Source organism: Psychrobacter sp. NPDC078501, from assembly GCF_044900935.1.
GTDB lineage: Bacteria > Pseudomonadota > Gammaproteobacteria > Pseudomonadales > Moraxellaceae > Psychrobacter.
This window is the reverse complement of sequence record NZ_JBJDOS010000001.1, coordinates 510,015-527,189: the sequence shown is the minus strand read 5'-3', so window position 1 is coordinate 527,189 and position 17,175 is coordinate 510,015. Positions and strand designations below refer to the sequence as shown.

General features: G+C 42.9%; 11 protein-coding genes. 7 read left to right on the top strand and 4 right to left on the bottom strand.

Annotated elements, in window-relative coordinates; genetic code table 11:
• Positions 1 to 52 precede the first annotated feature (52 nt).
• From bamA to ACI2IW_RS02045, 5 genes are all read left to right on the top strand, one after another.
• A complete protein-coding gene (bamA, locus tag ACI2IW_RS02065; protein WP_404692462.1) occupies positions 53 to 2,452 on the top strand; it encodes an outer membrane protein assembly factor BamA in 2,400 nt (799 codons plus the stop codon).
• A gap of 146 nt (positions 2,453 to 2,598) precedes the next feature.
• On the top strand, positions 2,599 to 3,615 hold the full coding sequence (gene lpxD / locus ACI2IW_RS02060) for a UDP-3-O-(3-hydroxymyristoyl)glucosamine N-acyltransferase (protein ID WP_404692461.1): 1,017 nt from the start codon (positions 2,599 to 2,601) through the stop codon (positions 3,613 to 3,615).
• 52 nt (positions 3,616 to 3,667) lie between these two features.
• Positions 3,668 to 4,204: a 3-hydroxyacyl-ACP dehydratase FabZ gene (fabZ, locus tag ACI2IW_RS02055; RefSeq protein ID WP_404692460.1), complete on the top strand. Its 537-nt coding sequence runs from the start codon at positions 3,668 to 3,670 to the stop codon at positions 4,202 to 4,204.
• A gap of 173 nt (positions 4,205 to 4,377) precedes the next feature.
• Positions 4,378 to 5,157: an acyl-ACP--UDP-N-acetylglucosamine O-acyltransferase gene (gene lpxA, locus ACI2IW_RS02050; protein ID WP_057759135.1), complete on the top strand. Its 780-nt coding sequence runs from the start codon at positions 4,378 to 4,380 to the stop codon at positions 5,155 to 5,157.
• Between the two features lie 301 nt (positions 5,158 to 5,458).
• Positions 5,459 to 6,811 (top strand): sodium-dependent transporter, encoded by a 1,353-nt coding sequence (locus ACI2IW_RS02045; RefSeq protein WP_102094408.1) that lies wholly within the window; start codon positions 5,459 to 5,461, stop codon positions 6,809 to 6,811.
• Between the two features lie 142 nt (positions 6,812 to 6,953).
• Here ACI2IW_RS02045 and tgt read toward each other — a convergent pair whose 3' ends face one another.
• On the bottom strand, positions 6,954 to 8,105 hold the full coding sequence (gene tgt / locus ACI2IW_RS02040; protein ID WP_404692459.1) for a tRNA guanosine(34) transglycosylase Tgt: 1,152 nt from the start codon (positions 8,103 to 8,105) through the stop codon (positions 6,954 to 6,956).
• Between the two features lie 389 nt (positions 8,106 to 8,494).
• Here tgt and ACI2IW_RS02035 point away from each other — a divergent pair, with 389 nt between their 5' ends.
• Entirely contained in the window at positions 8,495 to 9,154 is a 660-nt protein-coding gene (locus ACI2IW_RS02035) for an SOUL family heme-binding protein (RefSeq protein ID WP_404692458.1), read from the top strand.
• 64 nt (positions 9,155 to 9,218) lie between these two features.
• Here ACI2IW_RS02035 and asd read toward each other — a convergent pair whose 3' ends face one another.
• Positions 9,219 to 10,352 carry an aspartate-semialdehyde dehydrogenase gene (gene asd, locus ACI2IW_RS02030; protein ID WP_404692457.1) on the bottom strand — a complete coding sequence of 378 codons (1,134 nt, stop codon included), beginning with the start codon at positions 10,350 to 10,352 and terminating at the stop codon, positions 9,219 to 9,221.
• Between the two features lie 413 nt (positions 10,353 to 10,765).
• On the opposite strand from asd, the gene ACI2IW_RS02025 reads away from it, so the two are divergent.
• Positions 10,766 to 11,896 carry an endonuclease/exonuclease/phosphatase family protein gene (locus ACI2IW_RS02025; RefSeq protein ID WP_404692456.1) on the top strand — a complete coding sequence of 377 codons (1,131 nt, stop codon included), beginning with the start codon at positions 10,766 to 10,768 and terminating at the stop codon, positions 11,894 to 11,896.
• 476 nt (positions 11,897 to 12,372) lie between these two features.
• Here the strand turns inward: ACI2IW_RS02025 and ACI2IW_RS02020 are convergent, their stop codons facing one another.
• Both ACI2IW_RS02020 and ACI2IW_RS02015 read right to left on the bottom strand, forming a co-directional pair.
• Positions 12,373 to 13,764, bottom strand: coding sequence for a peptidylprolyl isomerase (locus ACI2IW_RS02020; protein WP_404692455.1), 1,392 nt, complete (start codon positions 13,762 to 13,764; stop codon positions 12,373 to 12,375).
• Positions 13,765 to 13,920: 156 nt separating this feature from the next.
• Positions 13,921 to 17,004, bottom strand: a complete 3,084-nt coding sequence (locus tag ACI2IW_RS02015; RefSeq protein WP_102078122.1) for an LPS-assembly protein LptD — start codon at positions 17,002 to 17,004, stop codon at positions 13,921 to 13,923.
• Between the last annotated feature and the right edge of the window lie 171 nt (positions 17,005 to 17,175).

The following is a 17,175-nucleotide window of genomic DNA, read 5'->3' as shown; positions in this document are numbered from 1 at the left end:
TACGTGCCTTTTAACTTAATTTAAGCAATTTTTTTATTGACGGATAGTGTTTATGCGTACGCCTTTAATTATGAGCGCGGCTGGGTTGCCGTTAGTTGTAGCGATGATGAGTATGCCAGTACAGGCTGCAGAATTTGTAGTAACTGACATCGGTTTTAATGGCCTACAACGCCTAACCCCTGATAGCCTCTATCCGGTCTTACCTGTTACGGTAGGCGATACGGTGAATGATAGTAGCTTAGCTGCCAGTATTAAGGCGCTATATGCAACTGAGAACTTTGCTGATATTCAAAGCCGTGTGGAAGGTGGCAAGCTAAGGTTTGACGTCATTGAGCGTCCAACGATCGCTGAAGTAACCTTTGAAGGCAACAAGCTTATTCCAAAAGAAGGGCTTGAGCAGGGACTGAAGAATGCTGGACTGTCTGCTGGTGACGTGCTCAAGCAGTCTACTTTGCAAGGCGTGGCCAATGAGCTACAACAGCAATATATTAGCCAAGGTTACTACAATAGTAATATCGAAGTAGATCAAACGGTACTTGATGGTAACCGCGTGAAACTTGATGTGCGCTTTGTAGAAGGCAAGCCTGCTAAAGTTGTCGATATCAATATTATTGGTAACAAACACTTTAGTGATGAAGAGATTAAAGACGTTTTCGCGGTAAAAGAATCTTCATGGACGCGTCTACTGTCTAAGTCTGATCGTTACGCTCAAGAAAAACTGGCCGCCAGTCTAGAGAGTTTAAAGGCGCTATATCAGAACGATGGTTATGTGCGTTTTTCAGTTGATAATGCCGTATTAAATATCAGTGAAGACAAGAGTAGCGTGTTTATCGAAGTTAGCCTAAGCGAAGGCGAACAATACCAGTTTGGCGAAGTAAACTTTTTAGGTAAACCTACCTTTGAGAACAGTGAGCTAAAAGAGCTTGTTAGCTTTGCATCTAATGAAAAATACTCGCAAGCAAAACTAGACGAAACCACTGCTTCTCTTAAGAGACGCTATGGTAACGAAGGCTACTACTTAGCCCAAATCAGACCAGTACCACGTATCAATGACGATACTAAAATGGTTGATGTCGATTACTATATCGACCCTGCACGTCCTATCTACGTTCGCCGTATCAACTTTACGGGTAATATCAAAACGCAAGACGAAGTATTACGTCGTGAAATGCGTCAGTTAGAAGGTACGCTGTCTTCTAATGACAAAATTCAGCTGTCACGCACGCGTTTGATGCGTACTGGCTTCTTTAAAAATGTCACTGTCGACGTTAAGCCCGTACCTAACCAGCCAGACCAAGTTGATGTGAACTATGTGGTTGAAGAGCAGCCTTCTGGTAGCTCAACGATTGCAGCCGGTTACTCACAAAGTGGTGGTGTGACTTTCCAGTTGGATTTGACTCAAAACAACTTTATGGGTACCGGTAACCGTGTCAAGGCTGCGCTTTCTCGTTCAGAGACACGTGACTCTTATAGCCTAGGTTATACTGATCCGTACTTTACAGAAAACGGTGTTTCTCAAGGTATCAGCGGTTATTATCGCAAAACCAAATATGATGACGATAATGTTAGTAACTATGTGACCGATTCATATGGTGCGACGCTGAACTATAGTTATCCTATTGATGAAACCAAACGTCTTAGTGCTGGTCTAAATGTAGACAACACAAAGGTTCGTGGTGGTCGTTATCTGGGTATATCTAATGTTCAAGAGATTCTAGACGAGGGCGGCACACAAACATTTGACGATGATACTGATGGCGTTTCAACATTTAAAAACGACTATCAAACCTATAACTTGTTACTTGGCTGGGACTACAGCACGTTAGATCGCCCAGTATTCCCTACCAAAGGGATGAGCCATGCAATTGATGCAACCATCGGTCTTGGCGATGCTAACTACCAAAAGCTAACTTATAGCGGCAATGTATATTACCCTATTTATAAAGACGTGATCGCGCGTGGTTATACTAAGCTTGGTTATGGTAATGATTTACCGTTCTATGAAAACTTCTATGCTGGTGGTTATGGCTCAGTACGTGGCTATGAATCATCTACTCTGGGACCTAAATCACAAGTCTATTATGATGCGGTCAATGATCCAGACAACCAAACCTTTACCGCAGAAGAGGTTGGTGGTAATGCACTAGCAACGTTTGGTGCTGAACTAATTTTACCAATGCCGTTTAAAGGCGATTGGGCAGATCAGGTACGTCCAGTATTGTTTGCTGAAGGTGGTCAGGTCTTTGACACCTCTGATAAAGAAGATCGCACTTTTAATGATTCAGATGTTCCATTACTGACTCAAGATAATGACTTCCGCTATAGTGCGGGTGCTGGTATCACTTGGTATACGCCAATTGGTCCAATTTCACTTAGCTACGCGGTACCATTTGGTGACAAAGAAGGCGATAAGACCGAAAAAGTCCAGTTCCAAATCGGTAATACATTCTAAATTAATGACATCATTCTCATCTATTTGAGCAGTTTCGAAGATTGTCTCAAATGGACGGAAATATCATTAGAGCTTAGTAGGTCGTCAAAACGCATTGTTATTTTGGCGACCGTTTCATTTATAACCATATTTTATTAATAGTCATTATGATAACGATTGAGCAACTCATTACTCGAATTGAGCAGCGTCAGCCTATTATTAATAAGGCTGAGATTGATACTGAGCAATTGTGTCAACCATTCAGTAGTGTCGGTAGTTTGACGACGGCCAGTCAGCAGCAGTTAAGCTTTTTAGCAGATCCTCACTATATCTCTAGCTTGGCTAGCAGTGATGCAGGCGCGGTGTTGGTGACGGAAGCATATCGTGACCAAGTGCCTACCTCAGCGATAGCGCTAGTCGTCTCAAATCCATATTTGGCTTATGCCAGTGCCAGTCAGCTGTTTGCACGTCATTCTTTATCTAACGGGATTCATCCTAGTGCTGTGATTGCAGACAGTGCTGTTATTGGCGAGAAAGTTAATATCGGCCCTTTTTGCGTGATTGGTGACAATGTACAAATAGGGGCGCGTAGCTCACTCGATGCTCATGTCGTGGTTGAGGCCAATACTAGTATTGGCACCGATTGTGTGATTAAGTCGCAAGTCGTTGTCGGGCCTGAGTGTGTCATTGGCAATCACGTTAGATTGCATGCAGGGGCAAGCATTGGATCTGAAGGATTTGGTTTTGCGCCTACTAAAGATCCTAGTAACAGAGGTTGGGAGCGCATTGCCCAGTTAGGCCGTGTCATTATTGGTGATTATGTACGAGTTGGTAGCCAGACGTGTATCGATCGTGGCGCTATCGATGATACCGTTATTGGCAATCACGTGATTATTGATAATCTGGTACAAGTTGCCCATAACGTCCGTATCGGTGACGGTACTGCTATTGCTGCTCAAACGGGTATTGCGGGTAGTACTACGATAGGTAAGCGCTGTATAATAGGCGGCGCTGTCGGTATCACAGGGCATATTGAGATTACAGACGATGTCGTTTTATCTGGCATGACCATGGTAACCAAATCCATTAAAACCGCTGGCTCATATTCATCTGGTACTGCTGCAATGCCAACTGCTAATTGGCGACGTGCTGCTGTACGTTTTCGTCAGCTGGGCAGTAACTAATGCAAACACAAACAAATAATAGATATTCAAAACACAGCAAGGAAGCGTCATTATGAGCAATAACAATATAGATATCCCAACTGATGAAGACGTTAAAAGCTTGGCTGAGCAAGGTCTTACGCTACCATTGACGTATCATACGATTAAGCATTACTTACCGCATCGTTATCCTTTTATGCTGGTAGATCGTATTGTAGCTTGTATGCCAGGTGAATGTATTACTGGTATCAAGAACGTGACTATTAATGAAGAGTTTTTTAACGGTCACTTTCCTGACGAGCCGATTATGCCAGGTGTATTGATGGTGGAGTCAATGGCGCAGGTGTCAGGAGTGCTTGGTTTTATCAGTGCAGGGCTGACGGCAGAAGACGGTTACCTCTATCTATTTGCAGGTGTGGATAAAGTCCGTTTTAAACGCCGTGTGATTCCTGGTGATCAGCTTATCATTCGTGCAAAGACCGTGATGCAAAGACACGGTATCTATAAATTTGATTGTACTGTTCATGTCGAAAATGAACTGGCTGCTAGTGCTCAAATCATGATTGCACGTCAAGAGCAGCAAAAACCTGCTAACACGAAGGGTGCTTAAGTTTTTAATAAGCCATACTGTACAAAGAGCGATATTGAAATCGCTCACTATCACTGCAATAAACAGCTATATGTAAACTCAACAACATAACTGGTATTAGCTTCGTTAGTAACACTGAAATAGCGATACTTTTTTATTATTTACTCGCATCAAATGATACAAGGGCCCATCTTATGAGTCAGATTCATCCTACAGCACTCATCTCACCGTCCGCGCAGATTGACGAAACTGCTATCATCGGGCCCTATTGTATCGTTGGTGATGAAGTATCAATTGGTGCGCATACGGTTTTGCATAGACATGTCGTTGTGACTAAACTGACTCGTATTGGCCAACACAATGAGTTTTATCAATTTGCGAGTATTGGTGAAGATCCTCAAGACTTGAAATATGCAGGTGAGCGCACTTGGCTTGAAATCGGCGATCACAATACGATTCGTGAAGCCTGTAGCTTACACCGTGGTACAGCGCAAGACGGCGAGCTGACTAAAATCGGCAGTCATAATCTACTGATGGTAAACACCCATGTCGCACACGATTGTGTCATTGGCGATCATAACGTACTGGCTAACAATGTTGGTGTGGCAGGGCATGTGACTATCGGCGACCATACCATCATCGGTGGCAACTCAGGCATACATCAGTTTTGTACAGTAGATGACTATAGCTTGATTGGCGGAGCCAGCCTCATTCTAAAAGATGTGGCTGCATTTACGATGGTGTCTGGCAATCCAGCAAAGGCTCATGGACTCAATATAGAGGGTATGCGCCGTAAAGGTTGGTCAAAAGAAACCATTAATGTATTACGTCAAGCGTATCGTACGATTTTCAGATCAGGTTTGACCACTGCACAAGCGTTGGAAGTCTTACATAGTGAGCTATTGGCTAAAGAGCCAAAAATTCAGCTACTTATTGATTCCTTACAAAATAGCAGCCGTGGTGTTGTGCGCTAAAAAAGCATAACTCGATTCATGATGAGTTTGATACTTTTAATGAGCTAAATTCTTATGGAATGAAGGCGAATTAGATGAAAGCCATAACTATTTGTTATGGCTTTTTATATTTATGAGCACTTGACTTTTTTGGTCGCTTAGCAGAAACTGAGCGTTTACGATATTGTAATCAATTCTTTCTTAATGTTGCTGGGCGTTTCACATCGAAGCGTTTACTAAATAGTCCCACAGTAAGGCCGACTATTTATGTTGATCAAGGAAGATTATCAGTAACGTTAATTGAAGCACGAGGACGGAAAAAATGGCTATCAATAAACAAGAACATGCCCAATGGAGCTCAAGCTTTGGCTTCGTATTGGCAGCAGTAGGCTCAGCAGTTGGTTTAGGAAACATATGGAAATTTCCATACATGGTTGGCGAAAGCGGTGGTTCAGCTTTCGTTATTGCCTATTTGTTCTGTATCGCGCTGGTCGGTTTTCCGATATTAGTTGCTGAATGGTTAATTGGTCGACGTGGTCAAAAAAACCCAGTCAATACTTTTTCAGACGTAGCAGCGACTGAAGGTAAGTCACGTAGCTGGGGCATCGTTGGTGCTACTGGTATCTTAGGTGGCTTCTTAATTCTATCGTTCTATAGTGTGATCGGTGGTTGGGCGCTTAACTATATTACTAAAGTTGCAACAGGTAGCTTTGCTGGTCAAGACAGTGACTCTGTTGCTGCAACCTTTGATGCTATGCTTGCATCAGCTGGTACATTGACGATCTGGCATACGGTATTTATGATCTTAACCGCTGTCATCGTTGGTATTGGTGTGACAAGTGGTATCGAAAAAACAGCTAAGATTTTGATGCCATTATTGGGTGTGATTCTGTTCGTTATCGTTGGTTACAACGTAATGAACGGTGGATTTGGTGAAGCAGTTGCTTACCTATTTACGCCAGATCTTAGCAAACTAACGGCTGATGTTATGCTTGCAGCATTAGGTCATGCATTCTTCACTCTATCAATTGGTATGGGTATTATGGTCGCTTATGGTTCATATTTGGGCCGTGAAGTGAACTTGCTAAAAACAGCACGTACCGTTGTTATTCTGGATACAGTTATTGCGTTGGCTGCTGGTCTTGCCATCTTCCCAATCATCTTTAGCAACGGTCTAGATCCTGCATCAGGTCCTGGTCTTATCTTTGTAAGCTTACCAATTGCTTTCGGTAGCATGGGTGCGGGTACTATCATTGGTGCATTGTTCTTCTTGCTTATTACCTTTGCCGCAATCACCTCATCTATCTCGTTACTTGAGCCAACCGTTGAGCTGTTAGAAGAGCGTACGTCGATGAGTCGTACTGTATCGACCATCGTGGCAAGTACAGTAATCTGGTTGTTAGGTATTGCAGCATTGCTATCGTTCAACCTATGGTCTGACTTTACTATCATGGGTAATGGTATCTTTGATGCATTAGATAAACTCACTAGTAAGTTCCTATTGCCTCTAACCGGTCTGGCTGCAATCGTATTTGTTGGTTGGAAAATGGATCAACGTAACATTCAGCAAGAGCTTGGTTTATCCAATGGTACATGGCAGCTGTGGCAAATCGTTGCGAAATTCATCGCACCAATCGCTGTTATTGTAGTATTTGTGACGTCATTGATGGGATAGTAGTCAAAATGGAGACTATTCGAATCATTAAGTGATAATCATTAAATGATAAAAGTAGCACAGAAAAAGGGCTTAAGATTATTCTTAAGCCCTTTTTTATTTCAACAGATATCCGTTATACGGTCGTGAATGTTAAACAGGATTAACGCAAGTTTAACTCAGGAACCGTTTGACCGCGTTTGGCATAAAACTCACTGACAAACTCATCAAATTTATCTTGCTCGATAGCATCTCTAATACCCTGCATCAAACGTTGGTAATAGCGTAAATTATGAATGGTGGCTAACTGAGCACCTAGCATCTCTTTGCACTTATTAAGATGGTACAGATAAGCGCGGCTAAAGTTCTGGCAAGTATAGCAGTCGCATTCAGGATCTAGTGGGCCTTCATCATTGCGATATTGGCTATTACGAATACGTACCACACCAGCATTATATGCATCGCCCGTCACAAAGTAATGGCCATTACGCGCGTTACGCGTTGGCATCACGCAGTCGAACATATCTACGCCGCGGCGTACGCCCTCAACTAAATCCTCAGGCTTACCAACACCCATAAGATAGCGTGGCTTATCTGCTGGCATATCGTCAGGCAGGTAGTCTAAGACATCTATCATCTCTTCTTTAGGCTCGCCAACTGATAGACCGCCAATAGCATAACCATCAAAGCCGATCTCTAACAGGCCTTCAAGTGATTGCTGACGCAAATCAGGATACATACTGCCTTGTACAATACCGAACAATGCGTTGGTACTGCCCAGTCTGTTGTGCTCATCGATACAGCGCTGTCCCCAACGTAATGATAGCTCTAACGACTTTTTCGCTTCATCATGAGTGGCTGGATAAGGCGTACACTCATCGAACTGCATGACGATGTCTGAGTTCAAACTATACTGAATTTGCATAGATTTTTCTGGTGAGAGAAATACTTTAGCGCCATCGATAGGAGATTTAAAATTTACGCCTTCTTCGGTAATTTTACGCATTGCGCCGAGGCTGAATACTTGGAAACCGCCCGAATCGGTCAAGATAGGCTTGTCCCAATGCATAAACTTATGCAAGCCACCAAATTTATCAATGACTTCGGTACCCGGACGTAACCATAAATGGAAGGTATTGCCTAGAATAATATCAGCACCGATGGCTTCGATATCACGTGGCAGCATGCCTTTGACCGTACCATAAGTACCAACAGGCATAAAAGCAGGCGTTTGCACGTCGCCATGATTGAGATGAACCGTACCACGGCGTGCACGCGTTGCACCGCTGGCCGTTTTATGTAAGACAAATTGCATATGATAACCGCTATTTAAGCTATGAAAATGGCGCTAATTATAGCATTGTTAGCGGTTTTTTTGGACATATAGTCGGAGAATCACTGAACTGCTACGGCGTTACTCTCCCTAAATGTACTACTTGTACAATTTTCAGTCGGCAGCCTTGTACCCTTTTTAGCATTTTTTAACTATAGGTATTAGGTGTTATCGATATATGCTCAATATACACTTTGGTCAATACCGCTTTGCCATAACCAAAAAATACAGATAGCACCCCAAAAGACACAGACAGTGCTAGAGGTCTGTTGATACAGTAGAAGTTATATAGGTGGCGCACTCAAAGTTATCAGACAGTCATCAGACTTATTTTAAGAAACAGTTTTATTTTAAGACACTAGGAAGATAATATGAAAAAGACAGGTTATTTATTATTAATGGGCGGATTATTGTTGATATCAAAAGGGGCGATGGCTGCTGAGACAGAAGAGCCAGAGTACACGTTATTGTCGCAAACAGGTGACTTTGAGCTGCGTCGTTATGATGAGCAGCTAGTGGCGCAAACGTGGGTGAGTGGTGACCAAGACTCAGCAAGTCGTGAAGGGTTTAAGATTTTAGCGGACTATATTTTTGGTAATAACACAGCCCCAAGTGGAGACAGTAGTAAAATTAGTATGACGGCACCTGTCACGATGCAAGCTGATAACAAAAAAAGTGATAATGAGTCACAAAAAATTGCCATGACAGCACCAGTCAGTATGCAACAAGACGATGGTAAGTGGCGCGTGCAATTTACGATGCCTAGTAAATATACGATGCAAACACTGCCAAAGCCAAACAATCCAAACGTTGAGATTATAGAAGTGCCTGCACAGACGTACGGTGTGATTAAGTTCTCTTGGCTCGCAGGAGAGGACAAAGTAGCGGAAAAAACCGAAGCGCTGCAAACATGGATGCAAGACCAGAATTTGACGCCTATAGGCGAGCCTGAATTGGCACGTTATAACCCACCTTGGACGCTACCATTCTTACGCCGCAATGAGGTGATGATTGCTTATCGATCTAAATAGTAATCAGCCCATAAAAAAAGACAGCAATCGCTGTCTTTTTTGTGCTTCATTTAAGGTATCTGAGTTAGACGTTTTGCTCACGGATGATATTAAGCATACGACGTAATGGTTCTGCTGCGCCCCATAACAACTGATCACCAACGGTAAAAGCACCTAGATACTCAGGGCCCATATTAAGCTTACGTAAGCGACCTAGAGCAACAGTTAAGGTACCAGTCACTGCCACTGGAGTTAGGCGATTCATGGTAGCTTCTTTGTCATCTTCGACCAAGTCCAACCACTCGTTGCCACTGTTTTTGAGTGCGGCTTCGATTTCTTCTAGCGGAATGTCTTTTTTCAGTTTGATCGTTAGGCCTTGCGCATGACAGCGCATAGCCCCGACGCGTACACACATACCATCGATAGGAATCGTACTGGCTTCATCATTACCTAAGATTTTATTGGTCTCGACGCCGCCTTTCCATTCCTCTTTTGACTGTTTGTTTTCTAGCTGCGCATCGATGTAAGGAATCAAGCTACCAGCCAATGGTACACCGAAGTATTGTGTAGGAAAGTCTGCTGAGCGCTGAGTCTGAGCGATTTTTTTATCAATCTCAAGAATCGCACTAGCAGGGTTAGCCAATTCGTCTTGAACGGCATCACGTAACACACCCATACCGTTGATGAGCTCGCGCATGTTGTTTGCGCCAGAGCCACTAGCAGCTTGATATGTCATCGCGCTGACCCATTCGACCCAACCTTTATTAAACAGCTCACCGATAGCCATCAGCATCAATGATACGGTACAGTTACCACCGATAAAGTCTTTTTTGCCATTGGCTAGGGCACTATCAATAACGTTACGGTTGACTGGATCAAGGATGATGATGCTGTCATCTTTCATTCGCAGCGTACTTGCCGCATCAACCCAATAGCCGTTCCAACCACTATCACGCAATGGTTGATGGACTTTTGACGTATAGTCACCACCTTGGCAAGTAATCACGACATCACAAGCAGCAAGTGCTTCAATATCATGAGCGTCTTTTAGTTGGCCGGTTTCAATACCATCGAATTTTGGTGCATCGCCACCAGCATTACTGGTAGAAAAAAACACCGGTGTGATACCGTTGAAGTCATTTTCTTCCTGCATACGTTGTATCAATACTGACCCTACCATACCGCGCCAGCCTACCAAACCTACTGTTAAATCACTCATGAAGTTCAATCCTATTTACAATTATTTGTTGCATCGTCAACCGATAACAATGCCGTGAATGGCGCGAAAAAGCAAGGCGTTTCGGCTATTATTTGGTCGTTTTCCATACACTATTAACTATGTCGACTATAACTTTAAGTTATTACTATTGAAGAGATACTTGGCGATCTTGCGACCTCAAAAATATAATGTTTAATAAAGCACTCATTATATTGAATGAGTCAATATTGTAACGTTTTATGATAGTTGTCGCATAATTGAGACTCACCAGTAGGCGAGAATCTTCTGAAATGCTAAAGTAAGTCTCAAACACAATTACTCGACGTTAGTTGTTTGATGTCAGGTGAGTTAAAGCTTAACCAATATACATCATCAGCTCTATTAATATTTCAATCAACGGTTAGTACCTACTTATGGATCTCTCACTATTATATTACGCCTTACAAGGTTTAGCAGGATTCATCGCCTTTGTCACAATCTGGGGCTGGTTGCCGCTGGATAACTGGTGGGTGCGCGGTGTTGAGTTTCCACGCATTCAAATCATGGTGCTTGGTATTATTGCTTGGGTCGGCATGATAGTGTTTTTCTCAGAGTGGGAGTTAGGGCAATGGATATTGTTTGTTGTGTTGAGCGGTACGTTAGCATTTCAGCTGAGAATGGTACTGCCATATACTAAGCTGTGGAAAAAAGAAGTTCAAAAGGCAAAAGATAAGCCAGAAGGGCAAGCGCATCAAATAAAAATCATGGTATCAAACGTATTGACACCCAATGACGAAACGCAAAAGCTGGTCGATTTGGTTAAGCAAAAGCAGCCGGATATCTTAATTACATTAGAGAGTGACAAGAAATGGGAGCAAGCCTTACAGCAAGTCGAGTCTGACTATCCCTATACCGTGAAAGTGCCACTAGATAATTTATATGGTATGCACTTGTATTCTAAGCTTGAGCTTATCGATCCTGAAGTTAAGTATTTGATGATAGATGATATACCGTCTATTCATACACAGTTGCGTTTGCAAGGAGGCCGCGTCGTTTGGTTATATTGCTTGCATCCCATGCCGCCTAGTCCAACTGAAGCTGATAAGTCCACTACGCGTGATGCTGAGCTGCTCATGGTAGGTAAACACATAAAAGAAAACGACCAAACGGCGATACTGGCAGGTGATCTTAATGATGTCGCATGGTCAAAAACCACGCGTCGCTTTCAACGTATCTCAGGACTACTAGATCCTCGTATTGGTCGACATTTCATTAATACCTTCCATGTTAAATATCCATTTCTGCGTTGGGCTCTAGACCATATCTTTCATAGTGCCTGCTTTACAGTGGTTGATATTCAGCGTATGCCATCCGTAGGATCTGATCACTTTCCTGTGATGACTACCTTGCAATATGAGCCAGAAGAAGCAAGCAAGCAAGAAGGCAATGCGCCTACTGCACAAGCAGAAGATATCCAAGAAACTGACAACAAAATCGAAGAAGGCAAGAAAGAAGGCGAAAAAGTGTCAGAAGAGCACAGACAAGAGCAGCGCAGTTTTGGTTGATAAAAGAGGCTGTTTATTAACGGTAATACATAAAAGTGATGTAAGCATATGCTTACGCAAAATAGAGTCTTTAGCTTCTATCGGCACAAAATTCATTGGCCTATAATACATCCATCAACACAAGGATACGCATGGATGTAGTGTTGAGACAGTACCAATAAAAGCACAGGTCAGCCCGCTGTCTTATATAATACTGTTAAATGACTTAGGATGAGTCAGCACGGAAGAGAGATAATAACAATAACATGAAGTATTGAAACCCTGAACCAATCGCCCTAGGTTCGGGGTTTTTCTTTGCATATAGATTTTGGTTTATCAAGATTTAAACTATTTAACTTTGATATCTCTTTTAAAGCTTCCAGTTAAATGTTTAACTGCGCATACAAAGAAGAGTATATGCCATTGCATATACCCTTCTTTATTTAAATTGTTTCAATATTCTAGCTAACTTAATACTATTAGCTTATTACAACATATTAGCCAAGTATCTGAATATAAGCGCCAGCACGTAGCTCTTGTAACCAGTCTTCTTGAGCTTGTGGTGCTAGGCGTTGATACAGTGCTTGACGTGCCATATTGCGACGATATTGCTCGCTAATATCTTGATCGCGCTTACCATCAACTTTTAGGATATGCCAACCAAACTGTGTCTTAAATGGCGCAGAGTAGTCGCCAACTGCCGTATTTTTCATTGTGGCTTCAAATGGACCAACCATATCTTCTTCGCTAACCCAATCAAGGTCGCCGCCACGTCCCGCAGAACCTGGGTCATCTGAATACGTTGAGGCTAAGCTAGCAAAGTCAGCACCGCCACGAAGCTGCTCGTATAGATCATTGATTTTTTGTTCAGCAAGCGCGTCAGTTTGTAGATCATCGACTTTGACTAGGATATGGCGAGTATGCCACTGTGGTATCAGCATCGTATTGCTGGCTTTTTTATCAGCAAGCTTGATGATGTCAATACCTTCAGGAGTCAATAATGGCTCGCTTACGGTACCAACGTCTAACTTGGTAATTTTGCTAGATAGCTCTGTCGGTAAAGAAGCTGCCTTGTGAAAGCCCATATCTCCACCTTGCAATGGAATCGGATAGCTTCCTTGGCTAGCAGTAACAGCTTCAGCAACGTTGACATTTGGCTCAAGCAAACGCGTACGTAACGCTTGCGCGACTTTTAATGCTTCTTCACGTTGAGCGGCCGATAGGCGACTATAGTCATCTATATAAGGCACACGTACGTGAATGGTTTGATATTCGCTTTGATTCAGACGTTTGGCTTCAGGTGAGGCCAAAAATGCATCAATGTCTTGCTCGCTAATACGTACTCGGCGAGTAATTTGACGCTGCTGTAGCGCTTGGATAGAAGCCTCTTCGATCAGTTTGGCGCGTAGATTGGCATAACTACCAGGTTGCGCTGCATCTAGACGTTGCTGCAATGCTGCAATGCTATTAAGGCCTTCAGCTTGAGCGATTTGACCAAGACGTTGATTGATTTCTGCTTCATCGGCAGACAGTCCCGCACGTTTGACCATAGACAGTTGTAGTTCACGCAAAATAAGCGCGTTTAATACTTCAGACTGTAGTTGTGCTGAGTTTGCGATAGGCTCACCAGCAGCTTTGGCACGTGCTTGGGTTTGCTCGATAGCATCAACCAGTTCGCTTTTTAAAATAGCATTTTCATTAACTAGGGCAATAATACCGTCTGTGCTATTGGCTGGCGTCAAGCGATCAACTGAGCTTTGCGTAGCAGAAGTAGAAGCTTGAGCCGCTGCAGGTTTGACAGTAGCAGCGTTGGCACTTAACGTAAGCGTAAGGCCTGCCATAGATAGCAATACTGCTCTGCTAGTCTGACGTAAAGAAAAAAATCTCATGATGCTCCTCATCAATGTCATTGCATCGGATGGTAGTTGGTCAACTCTATCCAATACTCTTAATAATAAAATATTCGACAGCGTTTCCCATAATAGGGGTTCAAATAGTGTCTTATAAATATTTACGTAAATAATTCTAATCTAGCAAAAAACTGGTTAGTCTTTCCATGCCGTCTGTACAGGTTCAAAGCCCAAGATTTTATCAGCAAGCAATCGTGTCAAGCGGCTACTACCGCTGCCAAGACCATTTAATCTAACTTCTGCCATAATAGCTTGTGTTGGCTCGTCTTTTACGTTTAGGTCATTGTAATAGCGGCGACCATAAACAGCAAAGCCAAAACAGCAATCTTCGTAATCAACGCCGATAAGTGAATCAAGCATCTTGTTACGATTATAATCGTACTGACCTTGAGCCAATATACGCCAGCTGTTATTAATAGGGAAAACAGCGGAAGCGGTAAACGCCGATAATGGCAACTGATCGGTATTGTCATCACGCTGACGCTTAACATAACCCACATTAAATAAGCTATTGTCTGATGGCTGATAACGAAGTTCAGTCGTAATGTAGTTCAAATCATAATTACTGGTTAAGGCACCGCTAACATCAACCCAAAAATTATTATAAGGCTGAGTGCTGGTATCCCATACCATACCTGAAGAAGACGAGGTAAATACTGGCTGATCGTCATCAAGTGTTACACGTCCATCATCTAGATAGAACTGTTCTGCAATGCTACCATCAAAACGTGTCACACCCGTTGCATCGATGTAACGATAATTGACGCCAGGCGTAATAGAGTGCAAATCCTGCAAGCGATCATGACCTAAGAACCAACTGTCTGAAAACAGCTGCTCATAGTTAATAGAGGCAATACGCGTATTAAAGTTAGGAATGTCGTTTTGGTTCTTATACGGTGAATACGTATATTTTACGCGTGGGCTAAGTAAACGATAGCCGCCCATCGTATCGTCAAACGCACCAAATGGTGAGCCCGCTTGATAGAAGTGTAGTCCTGCATCGATACTGGCTTGCGGAACAAAAACCGACTGACTGCCATCTTCTTCACTAAGCTGATTATCTTCTAAGCTATCTTCATCATATGACGTATATAGATGCTGCAAGCTAAGCTTAGGTTTGATATAACCCCAAGAGGTTTCCATCGGGTAGGCGGCGCTCAGTTTATTATAAATACGTGCGCCACTTTTTTCGTTTTCAGAACCATCATCAATGGATTTTTTGAAGTATGCAGAATCATGAATACCAGTGATATCGAAGCGCTCAGCCCAAGGCAGGCGATAATTTAATTTGAGCTGTGGCAAACGTGAGTACGGCTTGTCTTTGTCTTCTAACGCTTCACCACTATCAGTGAATGCATCTAGAGTCTGGAAAGTTTCTACTTTCAGTTCACCATCGACATAATCATTGTAATAATTGACACGAGCACGACGTGGCAAGTTTATCGTGCTGTCTGACAAGCCCAACGTATCAAAATCATTAAGGTAATCGGCATCTGATACATAGTTGTATTCAGCGTCGGCGCTTAAACGTGGAATGCTTTTCGACGACCAAGTATGGTCATAAAACAAGCTGGTACGATCTTCGTCGTCATATTCTTTATCGTTAGGTAAGTATGAACCGTTTAAAATACCTTCCCCATAGCTCTCAGTCAGATAACGGAACTCACCTGATAGCATCGGGTTACGGTCAGTATAAATATGCGTGTTAAGGGTGGCATCGTAGTTAGGTGCTAAGTTGAAATAATAAGGAATATCAACTTCAAGACCGCTTTCACTGCTGACACTGGCACTTGGCAATAAAAACCCACTACTACGGCGACTGTCTATCGGGAAGTTAAAGTAGGGGAGATAAAATACGGGTATGTCAGCAACACGGAAAGTGGTGTTATACGCTTCGCCGCGCCCTGTATCGGTATTTAGATCGATACTTTTGGCTTCAAACTGCCATTTGCGGTTGGTAGGTGGACAGGTACTAAACATCACCTGATCCAGCTCGTATTCACTCTCATTCGGTTTGTTTAAGCGTTTGGCATAGCCGTGCGCTTGTAGACCGACACTGGCAAACGCCACATCATTGGCCGTTGATTGACCAGTCTCAGTATTGTAATTCAAGCTATCTGCAACGCCAATTAGGCCGCCTTGTGCCGCTCTATCATTAAAGCTGGCTTGGCCGTTATTCGTAGCGGCATTGTTTGTAGAGACGTTGCTTGTACGCTGTCCAGTCGCATTATCTGTAAACATGACTTTGCCTTGAGCAGCTGCAACGCCATTGCTCAAGTCAATCATGACTTTTTCTGCTTCGATATGCTGAGTGCCTTGGTCAATTTTTACATTGCCTGAGAGCTCAGCGTAATTCACGTTATTGTAATAACCGTAATCAGACTCGGTAAATAAAGGGGCTTGATTGTTCGGAACGCTAGCCACATTTGGTGCTGGTTGTCCGTTTGCCGTACCAGCTTCGTTTACAGCGCGTTGATAATTGGGGTTACTCTGCGGATATACCCATTGACCTTCACAGCGCTGGGCACTGTCCACGGCATTTGGCAACAGACGCAAATCTCTACCGACCTTTGGAATCGTCTGTGCAGCAGGCATCGCATTATTATGAGTATTGTTCGCTTCAGTGCTGATAGCCTCATTGTTTAATGTTGACGCATCGGTATCTGGCGTTAGCTCATAAAACTCTGCTAAGCGCATTAGACTGGCTTGAATACTCTCATCATTAAGATCTAGCTTGCCATTGTCAGTTGTTATCGCTTTAGGAACAAAGGCACTGCTATCTGGTGTATCAATGCTTGCTTGGTTGTTAGTTTCTGTATTTAAATTAGCAGTATTAGAAACTTCGTTGCTAAAAGCTTCAGAGTCAGCAGCCTCATTAATATCTGTGATATCTAGGTCATTGTTCTCAGAGAATCTGCTATCTAACGCAGTATCATTTAATAAAGTAGCGTTGTTCGTATTAGCAGAATTAGCATCGTCTGGATAGCTATCATTTAGAATATCTGCTTCTTGATAGCCCTCATTACTTTGAGTACGACTAATACTATTGGCGTCAGTCGCCACACTATTAGACGCATAGCTGCCTGTACTGTCCGTAGTGAGTGGTTCAGTTTTTTGCGTATTGGCATCACCAATGGCAGCACTGACAGTTAGGCTAGATAAACCTAAGGCACCAAATAAGATCAAGCGGATGCTTTGGTAAAGCGGAGAATATAACAAGGGCACACCTATGATTGCAGAGCTTATTGGATTGCATGACTGAGTTTAGTAGCGGTATCACCGAACGACATAAAGCAGTGAACGAGCGACTAAAATATGACTAATGTATTCTCAAAAATTTGGATGTTTTACATATAATGACGACTAATCATAGTCAAAAAAAACCAAATC

Excerpts from the sequence above, each read along its gene's own strand:
- lpxA (WP_057759135.1), top strand. The coding sequence starts at position 4,378 with ATGAGTCAGATTCATCCTACAGCACTCATCTCACCGTCCGCGCAGATT.
- ACI2IW_RS02045 (WP_102094408.1), top strand. The coding sequence starts at position 5,459 with ATGGCTATCAATAAACAAGAACATGCCCAATGGAGCTCAAGCTTTGGC.
- fabZ (WP_404692460.1), top strand. The coding sequence starts at position 3,668 with ATGAGCAATAACAATATAGATATCCCAACTGATGAAGACGTTAAAAGC.
- ACI2IW_RS02035 (WP_404692458.1), top strand. The coding sequence starts at position 8,495 with ATGAAAAAGACAGGTTATTTATTATTAATGGGCGGATTATTGTTGATA.
- tgt (WP_404692459.1), bottom strand. The coding sequence starts at position 8,105 with ATGCAATTTGTCTTACATAAAACGGCCAGCGGTGCAACGCGTGCACGC.
- asd (WP_404692457.1), bottom strand. The coding sequence starts at position 10,352 with ATGAGTGATTTAACAGTAGGTTTGGTAGGCTGGCGCGGTATGGTAGGG.
- ACI2IW_RS02020 (WP_404692455.1), bottom strand. The coding sequence starts at position 13,764 with ATGAGATTTTTTTCTTTACGTCAGACTAGCAGAGCAGTATTGCTATCT.
- lpxD (WP_404692461.1), top strand. The coding sequence starts at position 2,599 with ATGATAACGATTGAGCAACTCATTACTCGAATTGAGCAGCGTCAGCCT.
- bamA (WP_404692462.1), top strand. The coding sequence starts at position 53 with ATGCGTACGCCTTTAATTATGAGCGCGGCTGGGTTGCCGTTAGTTGTA.
- ACI2IW_RS02025 (WP_404692456.1), top strand. The coding sequence starts at position 10,766 with ATGGATCTCTCACTATTATATTACGCCTTACAAGGTTTAGCAGGATTC.